This is a genomic window from Pseudomonas sp. FP2338 (assembly GCF_030687515.1).
GTDB lineage: Bacteria > Pseudomonadota > Gammaproteobacteria > Pseudomonadales > Pseudomonadaceae > Aquipseudomonas > Aquipseudomonas salomonii.
The window spans coordinates 6,164,514-6,190,183 of sequence record NZ_CP117436.1 but is presented as its reverse complement, the minus strand read 5'-3'; the positions used below and the strand labels follow the sequence as shown (position 1 = coordinate 6,190,183).

At 61.0% G+C, this 25,670-nt stretch carries 27 protein-coding genes and 1 other RNA gene; 12 read left to right on the top strand and 16 right to left on the bottom strand.

What is annotated here, in order from left to right; genetic code table 11:
• Positions 1-82 precede the first annotated feature (82 nt).
• Positions 83-490 (top strand): flagellar basal body-associated protein FliL, encoded by a 408-nt coding sequence (locus PSH96_RS28180; protein WP_056860760.1) that lies wholly within the window; start codon positions 83-85, stop codon positions 488-490.
• Between the two features lie 97 nt (positions 491-587).
• Here PSH96_RS28180 and PSH96_RS28175 read toward each other — a convergent pair whose 3' ends face one another.
• From PSH96_RS28175 to PSH96_RS28160, 4 genes are all read right to left on the bottom strand, one after another.
• Positions 588-1,706 carry an ABC transporter permease gene (locus tag PSH96_RS28175; protein ID WP_305456498.1) on the bottom strand — a complete coding sequence of 373 codons (1,119 nt, stop codon included), beginning with the start codon at positions 1,704-1,706 and terminating at the stop codon, positions 588-590.
• Positions 1,706-4,423: a ribosome-associated ATPase/putative transporter RbbA gene (gene rbbA / locus PSH96_RS28170; protein WP_305456496.1), complete on the bottom strand. Its 2,718-nt coding sequence runs from the start codon at positions 4,421-4,423 to the stop codon at positions 1,706-1,708. Before rbbA ends, PSH96_RS28175 begins: the two co-directional genes overlap by 1 nt.
• Entirely contained in the window at positions 4,420-5,385 is a 966-nt protein-coding gene (locus PSH96_RS28165; RefSeq protein ID WP_305456494.1) for an HlyD family secretion protein, read from the bottom strand. Before PSH96_RS28165 ends, rbbA begins: the two co-directional genes overlap by 4 nt.
• 140 nt (positions 5,386-5,525) lie before the next feature.
• Positions 5,526-5,975 carry an EVE domain-containing protein gene (locus PSH96_RS28160; RefSeq protein WP_305456492.1) on the bottom strand — a complete coding sequence of 150 codons (450 nt, stop codon included), beginning with the start codon at positions 5,973-5,975 and terminating at the stop codon, positions 5,526-5,528.
• Between the two features lie 194 nt (positions 5,976-6,169).
• On the opposite strand from PSH96_RS28160, the gene PSH96_RS28155 reads away from it, so the two are divergent.
• On the top strand, positions 6,170-6,319 hold the full coding sequence (locus PSH96_RS28155; protein WP_010207387.1) for a hypothetical protein: 150 nt from the start codon (positions 6,170-6,172) through the stop codon (positions 6,317-6,319).
• Positions 6,320-6,328: 9 nt separating this feature from the next.
• On the opposite strand, the gene PSH96_RS28150 is transcribed toward PSH96_RS28155, so the two are convergent.
• The 4 genes from PSH96_RS28150 to PSH96_RS28135 all read right to left on the bottom strand — a co-directional run bounded on the left by PSH96_RS28150 (position 6,329) and on the right by PSH96_RS28135 (position 7,749).
• Positions 6,329-6,958 (bottom strand): 5-formyltetrahydrofolate cyclo-ligase, encoded by a 630-nt coding sequence (locus tag PSH96_RS28150; RefSeq protein WP_305460194.1) that lies wholly within the window; start codon positions 6,956-6,958, stop codon positions 6,329-6,331.
• 58 nt (positions 6,959-7,016) lie between these two features.
• A non-coding RNA gene (ssrS, locus tag PSH96_RS28145) (6S RNA) lies at positions 7,017-7,195 on the bottom strand.
• Positions 7,196-7,225: 30 nt separating this feature from the next.
• Positions 7,226-7,543: a cell division protein ZapA gene (locus tag PSH96_RS28140; RefSeq protein ID WP_003213956.1), complete on the bottom strand. Its 318-nt coding sequence runs from the start codon at positions 7,541-7,543 to the stop codon at positions 7,226-7,228.
• On the bottom strand, positions 7,540-7,749 hold the full coding sequence (locus tag PSH96_RS28135; protein WP_003177365.1) for a TIGR02449 family protein: 210 nt from the start codon (positions 7,747-7,749) through the stop codon (positions 7,540-7,542). Before PSH96_RS28135 ends, PSH96_RS28140 begins: the two co-directional genes overlap by 4 nt.
• A gap of 138 nt (positions 7,750-7,887) precedes the next feature.
• Between PSH96_RS28135 and PSH96_RS28130 the strand changes: the two genes are divergently transcribed.
• The 9 genes from PSH96_RS28130 to gcvH all read left to right on the top strand — a co-directional run bounded on the left by PSH96_RS28130 (position 7,888) and on the right by gcvH (position 17,329).
• Positions 7,888-8,445, top strand: coding sequence for a YecA family protein (locus tag PSH96_RS28130; RefSeq protein WP_017135268.1), 558 nt, complete (start codon positions 7,888-7,890; stop codon positions 8,443-8,445).
• 20 nt (positions 8,446-8,465) lie between these two features.
• Positions 8,466-9,788 carry a Xaa-Pro aminopeptidase gene (gene pepP / locus PSH96_RS28125; RefSeq protein WP_305456489.1) on the top strand — a complete coding sequence of 441 codons (1,323 nt, stop codon included), beginning with the start codon at positions 8,466-8,468 and terminating at the stop codon, positions 9,786-9,788.
• Positions 9,785-10,972, top strand: coding sequence for a 2-octaprenyl-6-methoxyphenyl hydroxylase (gene ubiH / locus PSH96_RS28120; protein WP_219269957.1), 1,188 nt, complete (start codon positions 9,785-9,787; stop codon positions 10,970-10,972). Before pepP ends, ubiH begins: the two co-directional genes overlap by 4 nt.
• Complete coding sequence (locus PSH96_RS28115; protein WP_058421186.1) at positions 10,965-11,450, top strand: DUF4442 domain-containing protein; 486 nt, start codon at positions 10,965-10,967, stop codon at positions 11,448-11,450. The genes ubiH and PSH96_RS28115 overlap by 8 nt, the downstream gene beginning before the upstream one ends.
• Before the next feature lie 9 nt (positions 11,451-11,459).
• Positions 11,460-12,677, top strand: a complete 1,218-nt coding sequence (locus tag PSH96_RS28110; protein ID WP_305460192.1) for a 2-octaprenyl-3-methyl-6-methoxy-1,4-benzoquinol hydroxylase — start codon at positions 11,460-11,462, stop codon at positions 12,675-12,677.
• 160 nt (positions 12,678-12,837) lie between these two features.
• Positions 12,838-13,842, top strand: a complete 1,005-nt coding sequence (locus tag PSH96_RS28105; protein WP_305456484.1) for an extracellular solute-binding protein — start codon at positions 12,838-12,840, stop codon at positions 13,840-13,842.
• A 195-nt stretch (positions 13,843-14,037) separates the two neighbouring features.
• Positions 14,038-15,654: an iron ABC transporter permease gene (locus PSH96_RS28100; RefSeq protein ID WP_065931838.1), complete on the top strand. Its 1,617-nt coding sequence runs from the start codon at positions 14,038-14,040 to the stop codon at positions 15,652-15,654.
• A gap of 156 nt (positions 15,655-15,810) precedes the next feature.
• Entirely contained in the window at positions 15,811-16,893 is a 1,083-nt protein-coding gene (gene gcvT, locus PSH96_RS28095) for a glycine cleavage system aminomethyltransferase GcvT (protein ID WP_305456483.1), read from the top strand.
• A gap of 52 nt (positions 16,894-16,945) precedes the next feature.
• On the top strand, positions 16,946-17,329 hold the full coding sequence (gene gcvH / locus PSH96_RS28090) for a glycine cleavage system protein GcvH (protein WP_177086709.1): 384 nt from the start codon (positions 16,946-16,948) through the stop codon (positions 17,327-17,329).
• A 74-nt stretch (positions 17,330-17,403) separates the two neighbouring features.
• On the opposite strand, the gene PSH96_RS28085 is transcribed toward gcvH, so the two are convergent.
• The 7 genes from PSH96_RS28085 to PSH96_RS28055 form a co-directional block, all read right to left on the bottom strand.
• Positions 17,404-18,546, bottom strand: coding sequence for a DegT/DnrJ/EryC1/StrS aminotransferase family protein (locus tag PSH96_RS28085; protein WP_305456481.1), 1,143 nt, complete (start codon positions 18,544-18,546; stop codon positions 17,404-17,406).
• Positions 18,547-18,705: 159 nt separating this feature from the next.
• Positions 18,706-19,371, bottom strand: coding sequence for an outer membrane protein (locus tag PSH96_RS28080; protein WP_305456479.1), 666 nt, complete (start codon positions 19,369-19,371; stop codon positions 18,706-18,708).
• A gap of 160 nt (positions 19,372-19,531) precedes the next feature.
• A complete protein-coding gene (locus PSH96_RS28075) occupies positions 19,532-19,846 on the bottom strand; it encodes a DUF2388 domain-containing protein (RefSeq protein WP_043046966.1) in 315 nt (104 codons plus the stop codon).
• Positions 19,847-19,915: 69 nt separating this feature from the next.
• Positions 19,916-20,362 (bottom strand): NfeD family protein, encoded by a 447-nt coding sequence (locus tag PSH96_RS28070; RefSeq protein ID WP_058421192.1) that lies wholly within the window; start codon positions 20,360-20,362, stop codon positions 19,916-19,918.
• A gap of 10 nt (positions 20,363-20,372) precedes the next feature.
• Positions 20,373-21,293 (bottom strand): SPFH domain-containing protein, encoded by a 921-nt coding sequence (locus PSH96_RS28065; protein WP_053258568.1) that lies wholly within the window; start codon positions 21,291-21,293, stop codon positions 20,373-20,375.
• 77 nt (positions 21,294-21,370) lie between these two features.
• The gene (locus PSH96_RS28060; RefSeq protein ID WP_305456476.1) at positions 21,371-23,074 is read right to left on the bottom strand and encodes a GspE/PulE family protein; all 1,704 of its coding nucleotides are present in this window, start codon (positions 23,072-23,074) and stop codon (positions 21,371-21,373) included.
• 82 nt (positions 23,075-23,156) lie between these two features.
• Complete coding sequence (locus PSH96_RS28055; protein ID WP_122527753.1) at positions 23,157-23,495, bottom strand: hypothetical protein; 339 nt, start codon at positions 23,493-23,495, stop codon at positions 23,157-23,159.
• 127 nt (positions 23,496-23,622) lie between these two features.
• Between PSH96_RS28055 and PSH96_RS28050 the strand changes: the two genes are divergently transcribed.
• On the top strand, positions 23,623-24,093 hold the full coding sequence (locus PSH96_RS28050; RefSeq protein WP_305456475.1) for an Lrp/AsnC family transcriptional regulator: 471 nt from the start codon (positions 23,623-23,625) through the stop codon (positions 24,091-24,093).
• Between the two features lie 85 nt (positions 24,094-24,178).
• Here PSH96_RS28050 and PSH96_RS28045 read toward each other — a convergent pair whose 3' ends face one another.
• On the bottom strand, positions 24,179-25,546 hold the full coding sequence (locus PSH96_RS28045; protein ID WP_305456474.1) for an inorganic triphosphatase: 1,368 nt from the start codon (positions 25,544-25,546) through the stop codon (positions 24,179-24,181).
• Positions 25,547-25,670 lie beyond the last annotated feature (124 nt).

The window sequence follows — 25,670 nt, the reverse complement described above, 5'->3', positions numbered from 1 at the left end:
CCGGCCCTGATAAGTCGCCATAAGCTTGTACTCAGCCTTGCTAGCGTTATGCTACCCGGCAACCGAATTCGAGGAATGAACTGTGAAAGCGTGGATCCTGTTGATGCTCGCCCTGACCTTGCCGATGGCAGCCCAGGCCGAAGAAGCGAAAGAAGGCGAGGCACCGAAGGTCAGCTACATCAGCCTGACCCCCCCCTTTGTGGGCAACTACGGCCTGGATGGCACGGCAAAACTGCGGGTCTACAAGGCCGACATCGCCCTGCGCGTGACCGGGCCTGAAGCGGCAGCGGCCGTCAAAGCCAACGACCCGCTGATTCGTAACCAACTGGTGGCGCTGTTTACCCAACAGACCAACGAAGCCATGAGCACGGTTGAAGGCAAAGAAAAGCTGCGCCAGGAAGCCCTGAAGCAAACCCAGCAAGTCATGAACGATGAGACTGGCAAGCCGGTGGTAGAAGACCTGCTCTTCAACAACTTGATTATCCAGTAAGTCGCTGCGCGACGATCGCGGGCAAGCCCGCTCCCACAGGTGAATGCATTCCAAATGTGGGAGCGGGCTTGCCCGCGATGGCGCCAGTACAGGCACTTCAGGACGCCAGGCTTTTACGAAACCTGGCCAACGCCACCGCAAAAAACACCAACCCGATTCCCACCAGCGCCAGCAAATCCGGCCACACCACACCCACGCCCGCATCACGAAACAAAATCGCCGCACTCAAACTCACAAAGTGCGTCGACGGTGAGCCCTGCATCACCCATTGCAACCACTCGGGCATGCTGTCCAATGGCGTGCTGCCGCCAGACAGAAGCAGCATCGGAATAATCACCGGAATTGCCAGCAACCCGAACTGCGGCGTCGAACGCGCAAGGGTGGCGAGGAAGATCCCCAGTGCCGTGCTCGCAAACAGGTACAGCGCCGTCACCAGCAAAAACAGACTCAGGGACCCGGCCAGCGGTACGCCGAGCAAGCCTTTGACTACCAGCTCCAGCGACAGCCACGTGCACAGCACCACCACCAGCATATTGCTCCAGATTTTTGCCAGCATGATTTCCAGCGCGGTCAGCGGCAGCACCAGCAAATGGTCGAGCGTGCCGTGTTCACGCTCGCGCAGCAGCGCCGTGCCGGTGAGCACGATGGCCAGGATGGTGATGTTGTTGACGATCTGGATCACCGCCAAAAACCAACCGCCTTCCAGGTTGGTGTTGAACAGCGCCCGTGTGGTCAGCTGCGCAGGCACCTTGCCCGCCGCGTCGGGTTGCCCGCCGTAGCGTTGCAACTCACGTTGGAAAATCCGGCCGATATAACCTGCGCCCATAAATGCCTGGCTCATCGCCGTGGCATCGACGTTCACCTGCACGCCTGGCTGGCGACCGGCCAACAGGTCGGCCTGGAAGTTGGCCGGTACATTGATCACGAAGGTGTACTCGCCGCTGTCCATGACCGTGTCCAATTGGTCGTAGGCCAGTGGGGCAGGCGGCTGAAACTCTGGCGGCTGCAGCGCCTCGGCCATCTGCCGCGACAGCGCGCTGTGGTCTTCATCGATAAAGGCCACGCTGGCGTTGTGCACGCCAATCACCGAACCGGCGGCGGGCATGTAGATCGCGACTGTGAAGGCGTAGGCCAGAAACAGCAGCAACACGCCGTCGTGACGCAGGCTGGTGAGTTCTTTGAGGCCCAGGCGCAGGATATGAGCGAGCTTGTGCATCAGGCCTCCTGCTTCTTGAGCATGATCAGGCTCAGCCCGGTGAACCCGACAAAAAACCCGAACAGCGCCAGGCATTGCGGCCACAACTGGCGCAGGTCCAGGGCCTTGGTGAAGGTGCCCACGGCGATATCCAGGAAGTGCCCGGCGGGGAACAACATACCCATCAGCGCGGCCGCCCCTTCCAGCGACGAGCGCGGTACGATCAACCCGGAGAACTGGATGGTCGGCAGGCTGGTGATGATCATGGTGCCGAGGATCGCCGCGATCTGGGTGCGAGTGAACGCGGAAATCAGCAGGCCCATGCTCGTCGTTGCGAGTACATACAACAGGCCGCCGACCGCCAGCGCCACGCCGCTGCCCTTGAAGGGCACGCCGAACAGCCAGCGGTTCATCGCCACCAGCAGCGCCAGGTTGACCAGGCTCACCGCCAGGTACGGCGCCTGTTTGCCCAGCAGAAACTCCAGGCGCGTCAGCGGTGTGGCGTAGAAGTTGGTGATCGACCCCAGCTCCTTTTCACGCACGATGCCCAGCGCGGTGAGCATTGCCGGGATAAACGCCAGGATCAGCGCCATCACGCCGGGGCCGATGGCGTTCACACTGACCACATCCTGGTTGTAGCGAAAGCGCGTTTCCAGCTTGGCGGCAGCTTGGGTGCTACGGGGCAGGCTGCTCAGTTCGGCCAGTTGTTGCAGATTGCCCTGGTGCACCGCTTCGACGTAGTTACGGCTGGTTTCGGCGCGAAACGGCATGCCGCCATCGATCCACGCAGCCACGGTGGGTTGGCGGCCGGCGTACAGGTCGCGGCCAAAGCCGGGCGGAATTTCCAGCGCCAGTTTGATTTCCGAACGTTGCAGGCGCCGGTGCAGTTCATTGGCATCGCGGATCGGTGCTTGTTCGGCGAAGTAGCGCGAGCTGCGGAAGGCTTCCAGGTAGGCACGGCTTTGCGGGGTCTGGTCCTGGTCGTAGACAGCGAACGCGAGGTTTTCCACGTCCAGGGAAATGCCGTAGCCGAAGATCACCATCATGAACATCGCCCCGAGCAGGGCGAAGGCCATGCGCACTTTGTCGCGCAGCAGTTCCTTGCCTTCTCGGCTGGCGACGGCCAACAGGCGCGCGATGCTGAAACCGCGTTTGCTGGTGGGCGGCGTGCTGCTTTCGCTGACGGTTTTGTTCGGCGCGGCAGGTTCGGGTTCGCCTTGGGCCTGCTCCAGACAGGTGACGAACGCGGCCTCCAATGTGTCGCCGTGGAATTGCTGTTGCAGTGCGTCGGGTGTGTCGCAAGCCAGCACTTTGCCCGCGTGCATCAGCGAGATGCGGTCGCAGCGCTGGGCTTCGTTCATAAAGTGGGTGGACAGAAAGATCGTCACGCCTTGCTCGCGGGACAACTCAACCAATAGCCGCCAGAAATCATCCCGCGCCGCCGGGTCTACGCCCGAGGTCGGTTCATCGAGGATCAGCACTTCCGGGCGATGCAGCACCGCTACCGCCAGTGACAGCCGCTGGCGCAGGCCCAGGGGTAACTCGCCGGAGGGTTGCTCGGCCACTTCACCGAGGTCGAAGCGCTGGATCAGCTCGTCAATACGCGGGCCGCTGTCGGCCTTGGGCAAGTCGAACAGTTGCGCATGCAGCACCAGGTTCTGGCGCACGCTGAGTTCGCCATACAGCGAAAAGCTTTGCGACATAAAGCCCACGCGCTTGCGCGTCGCCAGATCCTTGGCATTCACCGGGTTGCCCAGCAGCGTGGCACTGCCTTCGGTGGCCGGCATCAGCCCGGTGAGGACTTTCATGGTGGTGGTTTTGCCGCAGCCGTTGGAACCGAGAAAGCCGAAGATCTCACCGCGGCCAATTGCAAAGCTGACCTTGTTCACCGCCGTAAAATCCCCAAAGCGCAGCGTCAGGTCGTGGGCTTCGATGGCGATATCCGTGTTGCCACTTTCGCGCGGCGGGATCACCAACGGCTGGTTGTTGTGGGCGCTGTCACCCTGGAAATGAGTAAAGGCTTCATCGAGTTTGCCGCTGGGTGTAACGGCTGCCAGTTCGCGGCTCAGGCCGTCGGCGATCAGCTTGCCGCGATCGAGCATCAGGCAATGTTCGAACTGCTCGGCCTCCTCCATGTAGGCGGTGGCCACCAGCAGCGTCAGCTGTGGGCGCTCGCTGCGCACGGTGTCGACCAGCTCCCAGAAACGCCGGCGCGACAGCGGATCGACGCCGGTGGTGGGCTCGTCGAGAATCAACAAATCCGGGTCGTGGATCAGCGCGCAGCACAGGCCGAGCTTTTGTTTCATGCCGCCGGACAACTTGCCCGCCGGGCGTTCTGCGAAGCGCGCAAGGTCGGTGGCCAGCAGCAGGTTGTGCATGCGCTGCTCGCAATCGGCTTTGGACAGGCCGAACAGCGTGGCAAAGAAACGGATGTTTTCGCTGATGGACAACTCGGGATACAAGTTGCCGCCCAGGCCTTGGGGCATAAACGCGATGCGCGGGTACAGGCTATTACGATGGCGGCGATCTTCGATGGAGCCGCCGAGCACTTCGAGCTGGCCTGCCTGCAGTTTCTTAACCCCGGCGATCAGCCCCAGTAAACTCGACTTGCCCGCGCCGTCCGGGCCGATCAGCCCGCAGCGAGTGCCAGCCGGCAGGCTGAAGGCGATGTCGACCAGTGCTTGTTGCTTGCCGTAACGGTGGTGAATGCCGGTGGCGTGCAGCGCCATGCCGGTCATTGCAGGTTGGCCGGCCAGTCGATATCAGCCGTGCGCACATAACCCGCGCCGGGCATGCCCGGTTTGGCTTGCGGCACGGCGCTGGGTTGGGTCAGGCGCAGCTTGACGCGGAACACCAGTTTCTGGCGTTCGTCGCGGGTCTCCACCTCTTTGGGGGTGAATTGCGATTTGGCCGCGACGAAGCTGATTTTCGCCGGCAACGGTTGCTGGGGCAGGGCGTCGAGCAGGATGCGTGCGTCGCTGCCGACGGTGAGGCGGCCGGTGACGGAGGCGGGCAGGTACAGGTTCATGTACTGATCATTCGGGTCAATCAGCAGTAAAACTCTGCCGCCTGCGCCGAGCACTTCACCCGGTTCAGCCAGGCGCAATTGAATGATGCCGTCGATGGGCGCGCGCAGGCTGCTGTCGTCGATTTCGCTGGCGAGCTGGGCCACCTGGGCCTGGGCCGCGCCGATGGCCGCTTTCACCGCGTTGACCTGAGCCTGCGCTGCGATCACCGCGGCATTGCCGGTGTTCTGGCGTGCTTGCTGCTGGTCGATCAACTGGCTGCTGGCAAAGCCGCGCTTGTACAGCTCCTGGGTGCGTCTGAGTTCCTGGTTGGCCAGCAATTGCTCGCTTTGACGCAACTGCACGTTGGCCTCGGCGGCGGCGAAGTTTTCCTTGGCACGCAGCACTTCGGCTTCGGCCTGTGCGCGCTGGGCTTCGAGGGTGCGGGTGTCCATGCGTGCGAGCAATTGGCCTTTGAGCACCTTGTCGCCTTCATCCACGCGCACTTCGGCCAGGCGCCCGGGGATCTTGGCGGCGATCTGTACTTCGGTGGATTCCAGGCGGCCATTGCCCATGCTCAAGCCTTCGGGCAGGCGGTCCTGAGTCGATCGCCAATAACCGAACCCGCCGGCACCCAGCAACAAGGTGATCAGCGCAACGGCGAAAAGGCGCGACATAGTGTGATTCGTAGACATGACTGCATCCTGCGGCATTAGCATCCTAGTTTGACCGATACCGCCCGAAGGCTCTTGATACCGGTCAAATGAAGCGCAAGCCTAACCCTCTTGGCGTGAAGATGCTTGCATCACAGGTGTGACCGCAGGGTTCTGCCTTTTCAGCGCAGGGCGAGCACCGCTGCCCATTGTTCGGCCGTTACCGGCATCACCGACAATCGACTGCCTTTTTGCACCAGCGGCAATTCGGCGAGGGCGGTTTGTTGTTTCAGGTAGCCAAGGCCCAGCACCTTTGGAAATGTCTCGACGTGGGCCACGTTGATTGCCGTCCACGGGTTTTTCTCCGGCGTGGCTTTAGCATCGAAGTAGTGGCTTTCGGGCTCCAGCGCGGTCGGGTCCGGATAGGCTGCCTCGACAATTTTGCCGATACCGGCAATGCCCGGCTCAGGGCAGCTTGAGTGATAGAAGAAAAACTCATCACCAACGGCCATGGCTCGCAGAAAGTTGCGTGCCTGATAGTTGCGCACGCCGTCCCAGCGCGTTTCACCGAGCTTTTCCAGGCCTTTGATGGAGAGTTCATCGGGCTCGGATTTCATCAGCCAGTAGGCCATTTTTGGGCTCCTGAAAAAGGCATTGGGTAAGTTGTAAGGCAATTCCATGACAAACCGACAGTCGGTTGGCGTCAAGGTTTGCGTGTTGGGTCACGTTACCGCAGAATGCCCGCTTTTAAGCTTGGCGCAGCTGCAACGGACTACTTTGGAACGTTGTTGTCATCGTGTACGAGGTGCCTGAAGGGGGGCAATCGATGCAACGTAAACCGGATTTACTATGGATTTTGGTTATTTTGTTTGGTCTGGGCGTTGTGACCACCGGATATGCCCAGAGCTTGTGGTCGAACAAGACCGATGCACCGGTTGAACTGGCTCAGCAGCAGCCACAACCGTTCAAGCGTTAACACTTATTTTTAAAGCGTCGCTGGTTCCAGCGACGTTTCTGCGACATACCATTTTTTATCGGTGACCGTGCCAGCCAATGGCACATCCCAGCTCGCCTGCGCCAAACGTTCGACCTTCTGGCATTCATGGGCCAGGCCAAGCAACGTGGGCTTGCGCCAGTTTTTGCGCCGAGCCAGGTAGGCCAGGCTGCGGTCATAAAACCCACCGCCCATGCCCAGTCGTCCACCCACATCATCGAAACCCACCAGCGGCAACAGCACCAAGTCCAGCGCCCAGACGTTGCGCTGGCGGTTGGCATTGACGTGCGGCTCAAGGATGCGAAAACGGTTGGGCAATAACTTATCCCCAGGCCGCACGCGCTGGAACACCATCTTGGTGCGCGGCCAGGCACTGAGTACCGGCAGATAAGTGGCCTTGCCCCGGCGCTGGGCAGCGCGCAGCAGCAGGCGCGGATCGATTTCACCGTCCGTGGGTAGATATAAAGAGATATGTTTGGCCCGGCGAAACAGCGGGTGCTGTGCCAGTTGCCGATACAGGCCGTGGGCGGCCTTGCGCTGCTCGCTCGGCGTAAGCGCGCGGCGGGCTTTGCGCAACATGCGTCGAAGTTGCGGACGGGAAGGCGGCGCAGGTTCGGTCATGGTTGTTCGGCTCATAAAACAATGCCAGTCCTGAGACTGGCATTGAGTTTGGGAATTCAGGCTCCCCGACAGAGCCGCTGTCGACTTAGCCCTTGAACCCGAAAGTTCAAGGTGGAAGATGCAGTAGGCTTTAAGGCTTTCCGTCTAGCGGACATGCACACCAGCCCAACGTGCAACTTCCAGGGTAGTGCGAATCGGCTCAGGGACATCGCCGACTGGCAAACACGCCAGGGAGTGAGGCGAGTATACCTTAAACAGACGCGTCATTCAGCCCTTGGGTGGCTCTGGATCGGTAGAAAGTACCAGATCCACGCGTTCGAGCAGGTCACGCACCTGCTCGCGCGTCGAGCCGCTGGCCTGCACGTCAGGCCGTTCCTGCTTATGCAGCAGATCGTGGGTAATGTTCAGCGCGGCCATCACGGCGATACGGTCGGCGCCGATGACTTTGCCGCTGCTGCGGATTTCACGCATCTTGCCGTCCAGGTAGCGGGCAGCACTCACCAGATTGCTGCGTTCTTCCTGGGGGCAGATGATCGAATATTCTTTGTCGAGGATCTGCACGGTAACGCTATTGCTTGAACTCATGAGTCTTGCTCCAGGGCCTTCAGGCGCGAAATCATCGATTCGACCTTACGCCGGGCGATTTCGTTTTTTTCAATGAGGTGAGCGCGTTCCTCGCGCCAGGTCTTTTCCTGAGCTAATAGGAGTCCGTTTTGACTCTTAAGTTGCTCGACCCGATCAATTAGCAGTTCGAGTCTGGCCATCAGCGCTTGCAGGTCGGTGTCTTCCATTGGGTTCCACTGGATTTGTCTGATGAATGGCAACTTCAGGATAAACGATCTGACGCCCTCGATAGTCTTGGTACGTCTGCCGGTGCTAGGATACAGCGCTTCATTCTAGACATTGCGCCGTCTGGCGCCTAGCTCACCATGCCTATTCAGAACTCCCCGTACGACGCTTTTTCCAAACTGCTGAGCTCCAGCGGTCATCCTTGCTCGCCTGCCGAACTGCACGGCGTGCTGTTGGGCCGCAGCTGCACGGGTGTTGGCTTCGATGCCGACAACTGGCTGGCCGATGTGGCCGAGCTGCTGGAAACCGAACCTACCGAGAACGTGCGTAACGCACTGATCGGCCTGCAAGAGATGGTCAAGGGCGAACTGACCGGTGATGACGTCACCGTGGTCCTGCTGCTGCCGACCGACGACGCGCCGCTCACCGAGCGCGCCGCCGCACTGGGCCAATGGTGCCAGGGCTTCCTGCACGGCTTTGGCGTAAATGCCGGTGGCCTGGAGCTGAGCACCGACGCCAAAGAAGTGTTGCAAGACCTGGCTGCCATCTCCCAGGTGCAAGATGCCCTGGAAGAGTCCGAGGACGGCGAAGGCGACTATATGGAAGTGATGGAATACCTGCGTGTCGCGCCGCTGCTGCTGTTCACCGAGACCAAAAAATCCGCTGAGCCAGCCGCACCCAAGCCGTCGCTGCACTAAGCAAGGAAACCCATCTGCCCATGATTCATATCCCGAAAGCGGAATACACCCGTCGCCGCAAGGCGCTCATGGCGCAGATGGAACCCAACAGCATCGCGATCCTGCCGGCCGCCGCCGTGGCCATCCGCAACCGTGATGTCGAGCACGTCTACCGCCAGGACAGCGACTTCCAGTACCTGAGCGGCTTCCCTGAACCTGAAGCAGTGATCGTGCTGATGCCCGGTCGCCAGCATGGTGAGTACGTGCTGTTCTGCCGCGAGCGCAACGCCGAACGCGAATTGTGGGACGGCCTGCGCGCCGGCACCGAAGGCGCCATTCGCGACTTTGGCGCTGACGACGCGTTCCCCATCACCGATATCGACGACATCCTGCCCGGCCTGATCGAAGGCCGCGACCGGGTATATTCGGCCATGGGCAGCAACGCCGAATTCGACCGGCATGTGATGGAGTGGATCAACGTGATCCGTTCCAAAGCGCACTTGGGCGCCCAGCCACCGAACGAATTTGTTGCCCTGGATCATCTGCTTCACGACATGCGCCTGTATAAATCGGCGGCAGAAGTGAAGGTGATGCGCGAGGCCGCGCGGATTTCCTGCGCGGCCCACGTCAAGGCGATGCAGGCCAGCCGCGCCGGGCTGTATGAATTCAGCCTCGAAGCCGAGCTCGATTACGAGTTCCGCAAGGGCGGCGCGAAGATGCCGGCCTACGGCTCCATCGTCGCCGCCGGGCGCAACAGCTGCATCCTGCACTACCAGCAGAATGACGCGCTGCTCAAGGACGGCGACCTGGTGCTGATCGACGCCGGTTGCGAGATCGACTGCTACGCCAGCGATATCACGCGCACGTGGCCGGTCAGCGGCAAGTTTTCGCCCGAACAAAAGGCGATCTACGAGATTGTGCTGGCCTCCCAGGAAGCCGCCTTCGCCCAGATTGCGCCGAATAAACATTGGAATCAGGCCCATGAGGCGACCGTGCAGGTCATCACCGCCGGGCTGGTGAGGTTGGGGTTGTTGCAAGGTGACGTCGACGAGCTGATCGCCAGCGAAGCCTACCGTGCCTTTTATATGCACCGCGCCGGCCACTGGCTGGGCATGGATGTGCACGATGTGGGCGAATACAAAGTGGGCGGTGAATGGCGTGTGCTGGAAGTCGGCATGGCGTTGACCGTGGAGCCGGGGATTTATATTTCGCCGGACAACCAGCATGTGGCAAAGAAATGGCGTGGCATTGGCGTACGCATCGAGGACGACGTGATAGTGACCAAGCAAGGCTGTGAGATTCTGACCGGCGGCGTCCCCAAAACCGTCGCCGAGATCGAAGCGCTGATGGCGGCTGCCCGATGAGCCGGGTCAACCTGGCGATTATCGGCGGCGGCCTGGTCGGCGCCAGCCTGGCGTTGGCCTTGCAGGCCGGTGCCAAGGCGCGGGGTTGGAAGATCGTGCTGATCGAACCGTTCGCGCCGGGTGACACTTACCAGCCGAGCTACGATGCGCGTTCTTCGGCACTTTCCTACGGCGCCCGGCAGATCTATCAGCGCCTGGGTGTGTGGCAGGACATCTCCCGCCGCGCCGAGCCGATCAAGCAGATTCATGTGTCGGACCGGGGGCGGTTCTCCACTGCGCGCTTGTCAGCCATGGAAGAAGGCGTGCCGGCCCTCGGCTATGTGGTGGAAAACGCCTGGCTCGGCCAGTGCCTGTGGCAAGGCCTGGATAAAGAGGTGGTGAGCTGGCGCTGCCCGGCGGAAGTTACACGTATGGAGCCGCTGCCCGACGGCTATCGCCTGACCCTCAACGATGAAACCGTGCTGGAATGCGACCTGGCGGTATTGGCCGATGGCGGCCGCTCCGGTTTGCGCGAGCAGTTAGGTATTGGCGTGAAAACCCGCCCGTACAACCAGAGCGCGCTGATCGCCAACATCACCCCAAGCGAAGCCCACAACGGTGAGGCCTTCGAGCGTTTTACCGATGAAGGCCCGATGGCCCTGTTGCCGTTGCCGGACAACCGCTGCGCGCTGGTGTGGACACGCATCGGCATGGACGCCCAGCGTTTGGCCAACCTCGATGAGCGCAGTTTCTTGAGCGAATTGCAGGGCGTGTTCGGCTACCGCCTGGGCACCCTCAAGCAAGTCGGCGCGCGGCACCTGTACCCGCTGACGCTGGTGGAAGCTGAAGAACAAGTGCGCTCACACCTGGCGATCCTCGGCAATGCCGCCCACAGCCTGCACCCGATTGCCGGGCAGGGGTTCAACCTGTCCCTGCGCGATGCCAATGCCTTGGCCGAAGCCCTGCTGGCCGGGCCGGCGGTGCCGGGTGACTTGGCGACCTTGCAGCGCTACCGCGAAAGCCAGCATCTGGACCAGAAACTCACGGTGGGTTTCTCCGATCAAGTTACACGCCTGTTTGGCAGTGCCCAGCCGTTAGTGGCTTTGGGCCGCAACATGGGCCTGCTCGGCCTGGACCTTTTACCGCCAGCCAAACGCTGGTTTGCTCGTCAGGCCATGGGCCTGGGTACGCGCCCCGATGCGTAAGTGGTTGATCCAACGTTTGGGTAAAGCGCGGCTGTTGCGTTGGGTCATGACCCTTTATCCGCCCTATCTCGGGGCGGGGATAAGCGTGCAGCACATGAGCGCTGACTTTCGTCATGTCAAAGTGCGCATGGGCCTGGGTTGGTACAACCGCAACTATGTCGGCACGCAATTTGGCGGCAGCCTCTATTCGATGGTCGACCCGTTCTACATGTTGCTGTTGATGGAAAACCTGGGCCGCGATTACATCGTGTGGGACAAGGCCGCGAGCATCGACTTCGTGTCGCCAGGCAAAGGCCCGGTGTACGCCGAATTTTCCATCGACGACGCTTTGCTGGACGAGATTCGCCGGCAAACCCAAGGTGGCGAGAAGTACCTGCCCCACCTCAAGGTCGAGATTCATGACGGCTCCGGCACCCTGGTGGCGCGGGTCGACAAAACCCTTTACGTGCGGCGCAAGCCGCCAGCAAAGCAGGCTTAAAGCATGGACATGCGCGCAGATGTGCTGATTGTCGGGGCCGGAATGGTCGGAAGCGCCCTGGCGCTGGCGTTGCAGGGCAGTGGCCTGCAGGTGCTGCTGCTCGACGGCAGCCCGCTGAGCGTCAAGCCATTTGACCGTGAGGCGGCCTTCGAGCCACGGGTGAGCGCCTTGTCGGCCGCGAGCCAGCGCATCCTTGAGCGCCTCGGCGTGTGGGACGGCATTGTGTCGCGGCGCGCCAGCCCCTATGGCGAGATGCAAGTGTGGGACGGCAGCGGTACCGGGCAGATCCACTTCTCGGCGGCCAGTGTGCACGCCGAAGTGCTCGGGCATATTGTCGAGAACCGCGTGGTTCAGGACGCTTTGCTCGACCGCCTGCATGATTGCGACCTGGGCCTGCTGGCCAACGCCCGCCTGGAACAGATGCGCCGCTCCGGCGATGACTGGCTGTTGACCCTGGCTGACGGCCGTAAACTGCGTGCGCCGCTGGTGGTCGCCGCCGATGGCGCCAACTCCGCCGTACGCCGCCTGACCGGCACAGCGACCCGCGAGTGGGATTATTTGCATAACGCCATCGTCACCAGCGTGCGCAGCAGCCAGCCCCATCAGCGCACGGCATGGCAGCGGTTTACCGACACTGGCCCGCTGGCGTTTTTGCCACTGGTGCGCGATGGGCAGGAAGACTGGTGCTCGATCGTCTGGTCGACCACCCCGGCCGAATCCGAGCGCCTGATGGCGCTGGACGACGAGAACTTCTGCCGTGAGCTGGAGCGCGCCTTTGAAGGGCAGCTCGGCACGGTGATCAGCGCCGATCCACGTGTGTGCGTGCCATTGCGCCAACGACACGCCAAACGTTATGTGGCAGAAGGCCTGGCGTTGATTGGCGACGCGGCCCACGTGATCCACCCGCTGGCGGGGCAGGGCGTGAACCTGGGCTTCCTCGATGCGGCGGTGCTGGCCGAGGTGCTGCTGGCAGCCACCGAACGTGGTGAGCGCCTGGCTGATGTGAAGGTACTGAGCCGCTACGAACGTCGGCGCATGCCGCATAACCTGGCGCTGATGGCGGCCATGGAAGGCTTTGAGCGCCTGTTCCAGGCCGACCAGCTGCCATTGCGCTGGCTGCGCAACGCCGGGCTGAAAATGGTCGACCAGATGCCCGAAGCCAAGGCCGTCTTCGTCCGTCAGGCCCTCGGCCTGACCGGCGACCTCCCGGAACTGGCCAAACCCTGAGGGCGCCTGAGTTCCCTGTGGGAGCCGGGCTTGCCCGCGATGGGGCCATTGGCCCCAACACCAATCCCAGCCATGCAACATCTCGTAACGCCTCCACCAAGCGCTACCAAATGTGAGTCCTTATCATTTGCCCTCTTTTTGCAAATGAGAGACCGCACCCATGTTGGCACCCAAGCGCCTCCTGACTGCCCTGGCACTCACCCTTATCGGCAGCACCACCGTGCAGGCAGCCGACGAAGTCGTGGTCTACTCCTCGCGCATCGACGAACTGATCAAGCCGGTGTTCGATGCCTACACCAAAAAGACCGGCGTGCAGGTGAAGTTCATCACCGACAAGGAAGCCCCGCTGATGCAGCGCATCAAGGCCGAAGGCGAGAACGCCACCGCCGACCTGTTGCTCACCGTCGACGCCGGCAACCTTTGGCAGGCTGAACAAATGGGCATCCTGCAGCCATTCACCTCGGCGGTGATCGACAAGAATATTCCGCTGCAATACCGCTCCTCGAACCACGCCTGGACCGGCTTGAGCCTGCGCGCGCGGACCATCGCCTATTCCACTGCCCGTGTTAAGCCGGGTGACCTGACCACTTACGAAGCCCTGGCCGACAAACAATGGGAAGGCCGCCTGTGCCTGCGCACGGCGAAAAAGGTCTACAACCAGTCGCTGACCGCCACCCTGATCGAAACCCATGGTGCGGCGAAGACTGAGGAAATCGTCAAAGGCTGGGTCAACAACCTGTCCACCGACGTGTTTTCCGACGACATCGCCGTGCTGGAGGCGATCAACGCCGGGCAGTGCGACGTGGGCATCGTCAACACCTACTACTACGGTCGCCTGCACAAGCAGAAGCCGGACCTGGCGGTAAAACTGTTCTGGCCGAACCAGGGCGACCGTGGCGTGCACGTGAACCTGTCGGGCATTGGCCTGACTAAACACGCACCGCACCCGGAAGCGGCCAAGGCATTGGTGGAGTGGATGACCACGCCTGAAGCGCAGCAGATATTCGCCGACGTGAACCAGGAATTCCCGGCCAACCCGGCGGTGCCGCCATCGGCGGAAGTGGCGACGTGGGGCAAGTTCGTGGCCGATACCTTGCCGGTGGAAGTGGCAGGCAAGCGCCAGGCCGAGGCTATCCGCCTGATGGATCGCGCCGGCTGGAACTAACTACAATTTGCAGGCAAGCGCCGAACTAAATGTGGGAGCGGGCTTGTGTGGGAGCTGGCTTGCCTGCGACAGCATCACCTCGGTGCAACTGACACCCTGAGGTGATGCTATCGCGGCGGTGCGACGATTCGACAAGCCCGGCTCCCACATTGCTTTGTGTTCACCTTGAATGTTTACCACCCTGAGAGCTAGCCCTTGGCCCACCCCGCCCAACGCCGCTGGTACCTGCCGGTCTTCAGCGTCGCCGCCCTGGTGCTGCTGCCGCTGAGCGTGCTGTTGCTGTCCTGGCAAAGTATCGACGCGCAAATCTGGTCGCACCTGTGGGACACCCAGATGCCACGCCTGCTGGGCAATACACTCACCCTGGTGCTGGGCGTGGGAGTGGGGGTGACGCTGCTGGGCGTAAGCCTGGCCTGGCTGACCAGCCTCTGCGAGTTTCCTGGGCGGCGCTGGCTCGATTGGGCCTTGATGCTGCCTTTTGCCATTCCCGCCTACGTACTGGCCTTTGTGTTTGTCGGCCTGCTGGATTTCGCCGGCCCGGTACAAAGCCTGCTGCGTGAATGGTTCGGCACCGGCCTGCGGCTGCCGCGCGTGCGCTCCACCAGCGGCGTGATTATCGTGTTGGTGCTGGTGTTCTACCCCTACGTCTACCTGCTGGCACGCACGGCGTTTCTGGCCCAGGGTAAAGGCCTGATGGAAGCGGCGCGGGTGCTGGGGCAATCGCCCTGGCAGGCGTTCTGGCGCGTCGCACTGCCCATGGCGCGGCCGGCGATTGGAGCCGGCGTGGCCCTGGCCTTGATGGAAACCCTGGCGGATTTCGGCGCGGTTTCGGTGTTTAACTTCGACACCTTCACCACCGCCATCTACAAGACCTGGTACGGCTTTTTCAGCCTTTCCAGCGCCGCCCAACTCGCCAGCCTGTTGCTGCTGGTAGTGATGCTGGTGCTGTACGGCGAACGGCGTGCCCGCGGTGCCAGCCGCCCGAGCAATGAGCGGCCACGGGGCCAGGCGCTGTATCACCTGCGTGGGTTCAAGGCGGCAGCGGCCAGTACGTGGTGCGGTGTGGTGTTCGCCTGCGCCTTTGTCATCCCCCTGCTGCAACTGGTCGCGTGGTTTTGGCAGCGTGGCCGCTTTGACCTGGATGAGCGCTACACCGGCCTGATCGTCCACACCCTTTACCTGGGCGGCATTGCCGCGCTGATCACGGTCAGCGTGGCGCTGATATTGGCCTTTGCCAACCGGCTGGCGCCGACCCGGGCGATTCGCTCCGGTATCAGCCTGGCTAATGTCGGCTATGCGCTGCCGGGCTCGGTGCTGGCAGTGTCGATCATGTTGGCGTTCAGCTACCTGGACCGAGAGTTGGTGGTGCCGCTGTCGGGCTGGCTCGGCGGCGCGGGTAAACCCTTGCTGCTTGGCAGCCTGTCGGCACTGGTGCTGGCCTATCTGGTGCGCTTTCTGGCGGTGGCTTACGGGCCGTTGGAAAACAGCCTGGCGCGAATCCGCCCGTCGTTGCCGGAAGCGGCACGCAGTCTCGGGGTGAGCGGGCCACGACTGTTTTGCAAAGTGTATCTGCCGTTATTGCTGCCGGGCACGTTGAGCGCGGCGTTGCTGGTGTTCGTCGATGTGCTCAAGGAAATGCCCGCAACCTTGCTGATGCGCCCATTTGGCTGGGACACCCTGGCAGTTCGCATCTTTGAAATGACCAGTGAAGGAGAATGGGCACGAGCCTCGTTGCCGGCGCTGACCCTTGTGCTGGTGGGGCTGCTGCCGGTCATCGGCTTGATCCGCCGCTCTGCGCGGCAAATCGGTTAGGTGCCAGTCCTACGGCTTGCGGCTACAATGCGCGGCATTCGGTGCGCTTCGTCTTTCGGAGCGAGTCGCTGGGCGTGGCTGCAGGCCTTGTAATTCAAGGCGTTCAGCGCAAACAGCAGCTCCGCGCACCTTCGCCAAGCCCGGAAGGAGAAACCCATGGGACAGCGTACGCCTCTGTATGACCTGCATCTCGCCCTCGGCGCGAAAATGGTCGATTTTGGCGGTTGGGATATGCCTCTGCACTACGGCTCGCAAGTTGAAGAACACCATCAGGTGCGACGCGACTGCGGGGTGTTCGATGTATCCCATATGACCGTGATCGATGTCACCGGCCCTCAGGCCAAGGAATGGCTCCAGCACCTGCTGGCCAATGATGTCGACCGTTTGCATGGCTGCGGCCGTGCGCTCTACAGCGCCATGCTCAACGAGCAGGGCGGCGTGGTGGACGACATGATCGTCTACCGCACCGAAGCCGGTTACCGGCTGGTGGTCAACGCAGCCACCCGCGACCAGGACATGGCCTGGATGCAGGCGCAACTGGGCAGCTATTCGGTGCAACTGCAGGAGCGGTCCGAGTTGGCCATGCTCGCCATTCAGGGGCCCCATGCCCGGCAGAAAATCGCCGAGTTGGTCACCCAATCGCGCGGCACCCTGATTCATCAACTCAAACCCTTTGAAGGCCACGCTGACGGCGACTGGTTTATCGCCCGTACCGGCTATACCGGTGAAGACGGCCTGGAGATTGTCCTGCCTGCCGATCAGGCGCCGGGTTTTTTCAACGATCTGGTGGGCGCGGGTATTTCACCCATTGGCCTCGGCGCTCGCGATACCCTGCGCCTGGAAGCCGGCATGAACCTGTATGGCCAGGATATCCACCAGAAGGTTTCGCCCTTGGCGGCGAACATGGCCTGGAGCATTGCCTGGGAACCTGCCGGTCGCAACTTCATTGGCCGCAGCGCGCTGCAAGCAGAGCTGGCGGCGGGTGTGCAGTACAAATTGGTCGGGCTGGTACTGGAGGAGCGTGGGGTTTTACGCGCTCACCAAGTGGTTCGTATCGCCAATGTTGGCGAAGGGGAGATCACCAGTGGTAGTTTCTCTCCTACGCTGAGCAAATCCATTGCCCTGGCTCGCGTACCGACGGCCACTGCCGATCGGGCCGAAGTGGAAATCCGCGGCAAGTGGTACCCGGTTCGAGTGGTCAAACCGACCTTCGTACGCCATGGCAAAACCTTGATCTAACTATTTCCGGCAGGCCGAAGGCCGCTGACATTTCTTCTTGAGGACACAGATTATGAGCGATATCCCAGCTGACCTGCGTTTTGCCGAAAGTCACGAATGGGCCCGTCTGGAAGCCGACGGCACTGTGACCGTCGGGATTTCCGACCATGCACAGGAAGCGTTGGGTGATGTGGTGTTTGTTGAGCTGACGGAAGTGGGCAACGTATTTGCCGCAGCTGATCAAGCCGGTGTGGTGGAGTCGGTAAAAGCCGCCTCGGATATCTACTCGCCGATCGCCGGCGAAGTGATCGCAGTGAACGACGCCCTGAGCGGCGAGCCTGAGCTGCTGAACACCGACCCTTACGGCGCCTGGATCTTCAAGCTCAAGCCAAGCAACCCGGCCGATCTGGAAAAACTGCTGGATGCTGCGGGTTACAAAGCTGCCATCGGCGAGTAAACCCGGCACAAATCAATGTGGGAGCTGGCAAGCCAGCTCCCACAGTTGAATGTGGCAAGCCTGCGTTTTTTCGTTTAACCCGCTTTCAATACCGCTTTAACCGCCGCAACCGACCGCTCTACGTCCGCCTCTGTCATCGCTGTGAACATCGGCAACGACACGATCAAACGCCCAACACGTTCCGACACCGGGAACATGCCTTCCTTGAAACCCTGTGCCCGATACAGGCTCAGCAGGTGGATCGGCGGGTAGTGATAGCCAATACCGACGCCATGCGCCTGCATCTGTTCCATAAAGGTGGCGCGTGCCGGCTTGCCATCCTGACGCTCCGGCAACACCAGCTGGAACAGGTGCCAGTTGCTGTTTTCGAAGTCTGCCGGCGGCAGTTGTGCGCCGTATTGCGCTTCGAAATCACTGCCGAAGCATTTGAAGTAGTGGCGCGCCAGGTTCTGGCGGTTGGCGGTGATCTTCTCGATATGAGCGAACTGGCCCAGGCCGATGGCGGCGGCGATGTCGGTCATGTTGAACTTGCCGCCCAACACATCCACGTCCAGGCCGTCGAAACCCGTGCGGGTAACGCCCTGCAGGCGATATTTCTCGGCCAGTCGGGCTTCTTCGGCATTGTTCAATACCAGGCAACCGCCCTCGGAAGAGGTGATGTTCTTGTTGGCTTGGAAGCTGAAGGATACAAAGTCGCCGGTTGCGCCAATGCGTTCGCCATCCCAGCTGGAACCCAGTGCCTGGGCAGCGTCTTCGACGATACGCAGGTTGTACTTGTTGGCCAGCGCATACAGCATCGGCATGTCCAGGGGCAGGCCCGCCAGGTACACAGGAATGATCGCCTTGGTACGTGGGGTGATTGCAGCTTCCACTTGGGCCAGGTCGATATTGCGGGTAACCGGGTCGATATCGGCAAATACCGGCGTGGCGCCGACTTCCAGAATCACGTTGGCAGTGGCGACCCAGGAGATCGGCGTGGTGATGACTTCATCCCCTGGGCCAATCCCGGCGATGCGCAGGGCAATTTCCATGGTGCAGGTGCCGGAATTGAACGTCCGCACCGGCCGGCCGCCAAAGTATTCCGACAGCTGTGCTTCGAACGCCTGCACTTTTGGCCCGCTGGTGATCCAGCCCGAGCGCAGTACGTCGCCGACCGCCGAGATGGTGGCTTCATCAATGGTAGGTTTGGAAAACGGCAGAAAGGGCTGTTGGCTCATAACGACGAAGGCATCCGTTTCAGATAGGCGATGAGTAATAAACGTATCAGTACCGCATGGTTGCACGGTTCGACTGAATATAGCCTGTCACACGTGAATGAATCGTCACGTTACGAGCAAAAAAATGCCGCTGCACAAAGCGGCATTTTCGTTGGTGCCTCAGAAGGACAAGCGGGCTTCAAGGAACACATTCTGCTCTTTGAGTTTGCCTTTGAGTTGCTCATCCTTGGCATTCGCCCGGTTGACGAAGGTGTTGTAGCCGGTCTCAACCTGGCCCATGTCCACATAACGCCAGCCGGTGCCCAGGGTGAGGTTTTGACTGACTTTGGCGTCCAGGCCCAGGCCCACGCTGTAGGCGAAGTTGTACTGACGGTTGCTGGCGAACTGACGGTTGGGGTTGCCCTGGTAACCCTCGGCATCAATTTGCGCCACACCGACACCGGCCATGCCGTAGAACGACAGCCAATCGTTGATCGGAATGTTCTTGTAGCCGTTGAGCATCCAGCGCTGGCTATCGACCTCCAGTCGATTGACGTTGGCATTGAAGGGCGCCCAATAGGAATCGAACGTCGAGCTGCTACGCGTGGTGTATTCACCCTCCAATCGCCACCCGTCGGCAAAGGCGTAACCTGCGGCGAATGAGCCGGTGAAGGCTTTGCTGCTGTCCGGCGCTTCGATCTGATTCGTTACGCGCGGGCTGGTCAGCAACGAGCTGGAAAGATTCTGACGGGCACTGTTGAGCTTGGCCGAGCCATACCAGCCTTCTGCCTGGGCATAAGGTGCTGCGATAGCGGCGAGCAGTAGAAGGGAAGACAGCTTTTGCATGGTGGTCGATTCGCTTGGTGAGAAGGAATCAATAGCTTGTTGCTGCCTTGGCGAAGTGGTCGATAGGACTTTTCCTGTTTAGTCACTCTTGTGGCGTCACCGTAGGTAAAAGCAGCGCAAAAAAATGCCGCTCTCAATGAGCGGCATTTTTATAAGCGCTTTACTCGGTCACAGCATTTTTGGCGAGGATAGCGTTGGCCAATTCCATGTCCGTGGCCTTGAGGCCTGGGTTGTCCGCGCGGACTTTCTGCATGGCGGCTTCCAGGTATGGACCGCGGATGCCGCCGTCGCTGGCAACAAAGCTGCCTGCGTCGTCCTGGGCGGCGACTACCAGCTTGTGGTCCTTGAAGGTCAGGTACGTCGAGCCGGTAGTGGCGCCCGATGAAATGACATTACGCCAAAAGCTGTCGGCCATGGCTGAACCGACAGGAAGGGAAAGCACAGCGAGGGTTGCGACAGCATATTTGAGACGCATGATGGGTGACTCCGACTGGGTTATCTGAACAGTTTGATTGTAGATAGCTCAGTCGAGTTCCATCACTGACTAAACAGTTTCGACCTGTAAAATCACGCCGTCCTGACCAATGACACGGACTTGAGCGCCTACGGGGCTGTCCGGGCCAGTCGCCATCCACACGCCATCACCGACTTTTATCTTGCCCCGGCCATCGACGATGGCCTGATGCACCACAAACGTACGGCCAACCAGCTCCGAGCCACGCATGTTCAGCCCCGGCTGGTCACTGACCTTGGCACTGCTGCGCTGGCGTTTCCACCAATAGACGGCGGTCAAAATCGACAGCACGGCGAACAACAGCAGTTGCCATTCCAGCCCGAGCGGCGGCACCAGGAACTTGATCACGCCTACAGCGGCAGCGGCGATGCCCATCCATAACAGGTAACCGCCGGCGCCGAATACTTCAAGAATCAACAGTACCGTGCCCAGTGCCAGCCAATCCCAGAACGACAGATGCTGCAGGAAATCCCACATGGCAGTTGCCTCAGCCTTTCTTGTTGTCGAAAGTTGCCTTGACGATTTCGCCGATGCCGCCGACGGCGCCAATCACCTGGCTGGCTTCCAGCGGCATCAGAATGACTTTGCTGTTGTTGGCCGATGCCAGCTTGCCCAAGGCATCGATGTATTTTTGCGCGACGAAGTAGTTAACCGCCTGCACGTTGCCCGACGCGATGGCCTCGGAGACCACTTGTGTGGCACGGGCTTCGGCCTCGGCCTGACGCTCACGGGCTTCGGATTCCAGGAAAGCCGCCTGGCGACTGCCCTCGGCCTCAAGGATCTGCGCCTGTTTTTTACCTTCGGCCGTCAGGATCGCCGATGCCCGCAGGCCTTCGGCTTCCAGGATTTGCGCGCGTTTGATCCGCTCGGCTTTCATCTGGCCAGACATGGCGGCCATCAGGTCGGCAGGCGGGCTGATGTCTTTGATCTCGATGCGGGTGATCTTGATGCCCCACGGCGCTGTGGCTTCATCCACGGTGCGCAGCAGTTTTTCGTTGATGCCATCCCGTTGGCTCAGCATGGCATCCAGCTCCATGGAGCCAAGCACGGTGCGGATGTTGGTTTGCAGCAGGTTGCGGATGGCGTGCTCGAGGTTGTTGACCTCGTAGGCGGCCTGGGCGGTGTTGACCACCTGGAAGAAGCACACGGCGTCGATTTGCACGGTGGCGTTGTCGGCGGTGATCACTTCCTGCGGTGGAATATCCAGCACGCTTTCCATCACGTTCATTTTGCGACCAATGCGGTCCATGATCGGAATAATGATGTTCAGGCCAGGCTTGAGGGTGTTGGTGTAGCGGCCGAAACGCTCGACAGTCCACTGGTAGCCCTGGGGCACGACTTTAAAACCCATGAACAAGATGGCAACGGCCAAACCCACGAAAAGAAGCAGTACGGTTCCGATCTGCATAGCGATTCCCTATCTGATGGTGTCAGTGATACGACGTATGGCCGATTGTAACGGCCCAGTCACGGATAAGGACGGTTTCACGGGCCAACAATCAAATCATTTGTTTCTGAATCCCCAAGACCTCCAGGCGTTACCCGTAATACCTCTGCCAGGGTGGTCAGCCCGGCGTTCACTTTGTCGACACCGGCCATGCGCAGGCTGCGCATGCCTTGCTCCACTGAGGCCCGGCGTAGAGCCTGCACGTCGGCACCTGGGGGGATCAGTGCCTTGAGCGCCTCGTTCATCGGCATGATTTCGTAGAGCCCGGCGCGGCCTCGATAACCACTGTCACGGCATTCTGCGCAGCCGACAGCTTCATGCGCGGTGCCCGGCGCGCCCACCGCGCGTTTGCAATGAGGGCATAAAAGCCGCACCAAACGCTGCGCCATCACCCCTATAAGGGTAGCTTTGATCAAATAATGAGCAATGCCTAGCTCCTGCAACCGGCTGATGGCACTGGGCGCATCATTGGTGTGCAGCGTCGACAGCACCAGATGCCCGGTCAACGCGGCCTGAATCGCCATTTCTGCGGTTTCCCGGTCACGGATCTCACCGATCATGATGATGTCCGGGTCCTGGCGCAGCAGGGCGCGCACGCCGCTGGCGAACGTCAGGTCGATGTTGTGCTGCACCTGCATCTGGTTGAAGGCCGGTTCAATCATTTCGATCGGGTCCTCCACTGTGCACAGGTTGACCTCGCGGGTTGCCAGTTGCTTGAGCGTGGCGTAGAGGGTACTGGTCTTGCCGGAGCCGGTTGGCCCGGTGACCAGGATGATGCCGTTGGCCTGACCGGTCATGGCGTGCCAGCGCTGTTGGTCGTCGTGTGATAAACCCAACTGATCGAAATCCTTGAGCAGCACCTGTGGGTCGAAAATCCGCATCACCAGTTTTTCACCAAACGCCGTGGGCAAGGTCGAAAGGCGCAGCTCCACCTCAATGCCTGCCGGGCTTTTGGTCTTGACCCGGCCGTCCTGGGGTTTGCGTTTTTCCGCCACATTCATCCGGCCCAGGCTCTTGAGGCGGCTGACCACCGCCATCGTGACCTGAGGCGGAAACTGATACACATCGTGCAGCAGCCCGTCGATGCGAAAACGCACGCGACCCTGATCGCGGCAGGGTTCGACATGGATATCACTGGCCCGCTGCTCGAAGGCGTACTGCAACAGCCAGTCGACGATGGTGACGATATGCGCGTCATTGGCATCCGGCTCCTGATCGCTGGTGCCGAGGTTGAGCAGTTCGACGTTGCCGGCCACCGTCGCTTTTTGATCGGCGCCGCTGACGGATTTGGCCAACCGGTAGAACTCGCCGATGCAGCGTTCAATAGCCGTGGGGTTGGCGACCACGCGCTTGATCGAGCGCTTGAGCACCTGCGCCAACCCGGCTTCCCAGTCGCGGACATGGGGCTGGGCGCTGGCGACGGTGACGGTCTGCGCATCCACGGCCACCGCCAGGATCCCATGGCGCTGCGCAAAGGCATGGGACATCAGCGGCACCACGGTGGCCACGTCGATCTTGAGCGGGTCGATACGCAGATACGGCTGCCCGACGTGCGTGGCCAGCCATTGCGTCAGGGTTTCCAGGCACAGCCCATGGGCTGCAATGCCTACCAGAGGGTGTTGCCGGGTGGCGGGCGCCGTCGACAGTGAATGCGCCATCTCTGTGGTTATCAGCCCTTGCTCGAGCAGCGCCGGCAGCAACTGATGCAGTTCCAATCGGTGAGTGTGCAAGGCGGTAGGCATGGGTATTTCCTGGCAGGCGTCGGGTGTAAACCCAGGCTAGCCTGCCCCCGAACATCCACCTGCCCCGGAGTATTGCCGGCTTTTACAGGCTGGCCGCCGTCATCGCTGCAGGCCGCAGAGAATCAGCCCGCCACACCTCCAGCGAGCAGACGCTGATCAGGTTTCTAAGCTTTTCACCGATCACCTGGGCGCGGTGCCAGCTCAAACCGTCCATGACGATATCAATGTTCAACAGGTCGTCTTCACGGCTCACATTGACCTGTTGCGGAGTCAGGAACTGCAGAGCGAAATAGTTGAGCACCCGGCACAGCACGTCCGGCTCGGCCTCGGCGACGATCTGATAATGCGCCTGGCAATGGGCACTGTTGACAGCCCAGGCATCGACGCGTGCGCAGGTGTGAGTGGTTTCGACGGCGTGCATGCTGACTCTCCAAATTCGACTGGAGAAATTTTTACATTCGTCACGGGAGATTTCTTATCTAAGATGGGCTCTATCTGCGATTTATTGAATAGATCAATTCAGAATAAGCACATTCAAAGGTATTTTTATGCACAGTGAATTGGACGCCTATGACCGCCGCATCCTGGCCCTGCTGCAAGAGGATGCTTCGCTGTCCAGTGCGCAGATCGCCGAACAGGTGGGCCTGTCCCAGTCGCCGTGCTGGCGGCGTATCCAGCGGCTCAAGGAAGAAGGGGTGATTCGCGGCCAGGTCACGCTGCTGGACCGCAAGAAGATCGGCCTCAATACGCAGATTTTTGCCGAGGTCAAACTCAATGCCCACGGCCGTTCCAACTTCACCGAGTTCACCGAGGCGATTCGCGGGTTTCCGCAAGTGCTGGAGTGTTATGTGCTGATGGGCGCGGTGGATTTTCTGCTGCGGATTGTTACGTCGGACATCGAGGCGTATGAGCGGTTTTTCTTCGAGAAGCTGTCGATGGTGCCGGGGATTCAGGAGGTGAACTCGATCGTAGCCTTGTCGGAGATCAAATCCACCACCAGCCTGCCAGTCTTGCGCTGACAGGGCCTGCCTCATCGCAGGCAAGTCCGGCTCCCACATTGGAATGCATCCCCTGTGGGAGCTGGGCTTGCCCGCGATAGCGATCTTACAGGCGCAGTAAAGTCTTCCAGGCGCGGTTCTGATACACCGCAATCGCCTGGTGCATACGCGCATCCAGCGATTCATCGGTGATCGGCTGGTTGGCCAGCAGCGCCAACTTGTTCAGCTCGCCGTACAAGCGGTCCAGCTCCGGGATGTCCACCACCTGACGTGCGTTGTGCAGCCAGGCCTGGATGCGCTCGATGCGCGGCAGTTGCTCGGCCAGGTCTTCCGGTTGCTGCTGGTAGCGCTGCAATTGCAGGGCGACGGCGTCGTCGGCCAGCAGGCGTGGCAGCCAGTTGGTGATCTGCGCGGCGCCCTGGCGGTTGCCACGCACGTTGCGGTCGGCGGTCCAGGTGCGGGCCAGCAGCCAGCGCGAGGTGTTCAGCGAGAACAGGCCCCAGCGCACGTCTTCGAGTTCTTCGGCGAACTGTTCCGGCGCGGCTTTGCGGATGTCTTCATCGTCATCGCCAGCCTGCACCAGCGGGCGCCAGTCTTCCAGCAACGCGTCCAGCGCACTGCGCAGTTCGCTGGTGGATTGACGCGGCGCGGCCTGGCCGAGGCTGCCGATCAGGGCGCGCAGTTCGCCGAGGTTGTCGACCCAGTCCTGCAACAGGCGCCAGTGGCCATTGAAACGGTATTGCTCAGCCAGACGCTGGCTGCTGCCGAGCAGGTGCCACATGATCGCGGCGAAGGCATCGTCCAACGGCATTTCGGCGTGGACCTGCGGGGCCGGCAGGCTCAGCGAGTAGCTGCTGGCGTCGTACAGGCGGTAGCCGCGCTCGGCCTTGCTGATATCGCACGGCATCAGTGCCAGGGTCGCGGCCAGTTCGGCGGCCAGTTCCAGCAGGGCAGCCGGTTCGCCTTCGCGCAGTTCCAGTTCCAGCTCGCAGATTTCTTCTTTCTGCTTGCCGACCACCACATGGCCCAGGTCCAGGGCGGCTTCGATCACCACCTTGGCCTTGCCACGGCCCCAGGCGATTTCGGCGCGCTCACGCACGAAATCGGTGGTGAAAATCGGCTTGAGGGTCTTTTTGTCCAGCTCGGCCAATTGCTCGGGCCAGCACTCGCCGTCGAGTTTCTTCACATCGAGCTTGGCTTTGGGCAGGTCCCAGTTGTATTCGTTGCGTTCCGACAAGCCGGCGACGCTTTGGCCACGGGTCTTGAGGGTCTGGATGATGTCGTCACCGTCCTTGCGCAGGCGCAGGGCGACTTTGGCCTGGGCCAGGTCGCGCTCGGGGGTGTCGAAGTACTGGTTCATCAACTCACGGCGTTCCCAGCCACTTTTGTTGCGCTTTTTCAGTAGCGGGTGCTCACGCAGCGCGGCGAGGGTTTCGCGGCTGACGCGGAGCTTGATTTCGGTTTCTTTCTGCATGGCCGGAAAATCCAGGATCGGGAGCGCAGCCGGGGAAATGTGTGGCTGCCAAGGTCGTGCAGTGTACAGGACTGAGCCCGGCAACGCGCCGCAACGGTTTATTGTGTCGTGCAGATGGTTCTAT

Bases quoted from the DNA above. Each gene is read 5' to 3' on its own strand.
- PSH96_RS28175 (WP_305456498.1), bottom strand. From the start codon at position 1,706: ATGCACAAGCTCGCTCATATCCTGCGCCTGGGCCTCAAAGAACTCACC.
- rbbA (WP_305456496.1), bottom strand. From the start codon at position 4,423: ATGACCGGCATGGCGCTGCACGCCACCGGCATTCACCACCGTTACGGC.
- PSH96_RS28165 (WP_305456494.1), bottom strand. From the start codon at position 5,385: ATGTCTACGAATCACACTATGTCGCGCCTTTTCGCCGTTGCGCTGATC.
- PSH96_RS28160 (WP_305456492.1), bottom strand. From the start codon at position 5,975: ATGGCCTACTGGCTGATGAAATCCGAGCCCGATGAACTCTCCATCAAA.
- PSH96_RS28155 (WP_010207387.1), top strand. From the start codon at position 6,170: ATGCAACGTAAACCGGATTTACTATGGATTTTGGTTATTTTGTTTGGT.
- PSH96_RS28150 (WP_305460194.1), bottom strand. From the start codon at position 6,958: ATGACCGAACCTGCGCCGCCTTCCCGTCCGCAACTTCGACGCATGTTG.
- PSH96_RS28140 (WP_003213956.1), bottom strand. From the start codon at position 7,543: ATGAGTTCAAGCAATAGCGTTACCGTGCAGATCCTCGACAAAGAATAT.
- PSH96_RS28135 (WP_003177365.1), bottom strand. From the start codon at position 7,749: ATGGAAGACACCGACCTGCAAGCGCTGATGGCCAGACTCGAACTGCTA.
- PSH96_RS28130 (WP_017135268.1), top strand. From the start codon at position 7,888: ATGCCTATTCAGAACTCCCCGTACGACGCTTTTTCCAAACTGCTGAGC.
- pepP (WP_305456489.1), top strand. From the start codon at position 8,466: ATGATTCATATCCCGAAAGCGGAATACACCCGTCGCCGCAAGGCGCTC.
- ubiH (WP_219269957.1), top strand. From the start codon at position 9,785: ATGAGCCGGGTCAACCTGGCGATTATCGGCGGCGGCCTGGTCGGCGCC.
- PSH96_RS28115 (WP_058421186.1), top strand. From the start codon at position 10,965: ATGCGTAAGTGGTTGATCCAACGTTTGGGTAAAGCGCGGCTGTTGCGT.
- PSH96_RS28110 (WP_305460192.1), top strand. From the start codon at position 11,460: ATGCGCGCAGATGTGCTGATTGTCGGGGCCGGAATGGTCGGAAGCGCC.
- PSH96_RS28105 (WP_305456484.1), top strand. From the start codon at position 12,838: ATGTTGGCACCCAAGCGCCTCCTGACTGCCCTGGCACTCACCCTTATC.
- gcvT (WP_305456483.1), top strand. From the start codon at position 15,811: ATGGGACAGCGTACGCCTCTGTATGACCTGCATCTCGCCCTCGGCGCG.
- gcvH (WP_177086709.1), top strand. From the start codon at position 16,946: ATGAGCGATATCCCAGCTGACCTGCGTTTTGCCGAAAGTCACGAATGG.
- PSH96_RS28085 (WP_305456481.1), bottom strand. From the start codon at position 18,546: ATGAGCCAACAGCCCTTTCTGCCGTTTTCCAAACCTACCATTGATGAA.
- PSH96_RS28080 (WP_305456479.1), bottom strand. From the start codon at position 19,371: ATGCAAAAGCTGTCTTCCCTTCTACTGCTCGCCGCTATCGCAGCACCT.
- PSH96_RS28075 (WP_043046966.1), bottom strand. From the start codon at position 19,846: ATGCGTCTCAAATATGCTGTCGCAACCCTCGCTGTGCTTTCCCTTCCT.
- PSH96_RS28070 (WP_058421192.1), bottom strand. From the start codon at position 20,362: ATGTGGGATTTCCTGCAGCATCTGTCGTTCTGGGATTGGCTGGCACTG.
- PSH96_RS28065 (WP_053258568.1), bottom strand. From the start codon at position 21,293: ATGCAGATCGGAACCGTACTGCTTCTTTTCGTGGGTTTGGCCGTTGCC.
- PSH96_RS28060 (WP_305456476.1), bottom strand. From the start codon at position 23,074: ATGCCTACCGCCTTGCACACTCACCGATTGGAACTGCATCAGTTGCTG.
- PSH96_RS28055 (WP_122527753.1), bottom strand. From the start codon at position 23,495: ATGCACGCCGTCGAAACCACTCACACCTGCGCACGCGTCGATGCCTGG.
- PSH96_RS28050 (WP_305456475.1), top strand. From the start codon at position 23,623: ATGCACAGTGAATTGGACGCCTATGACCGCCGCATCCTGGCCCTGCTG.
- PSH96_RS28045 (WP_305456474.1), bottom strand. From the start codon at position 25,546: ATGCAGAAAGAAACCGAAATCAAGCTCCGCGTCAGCCGCGAAACCCTC.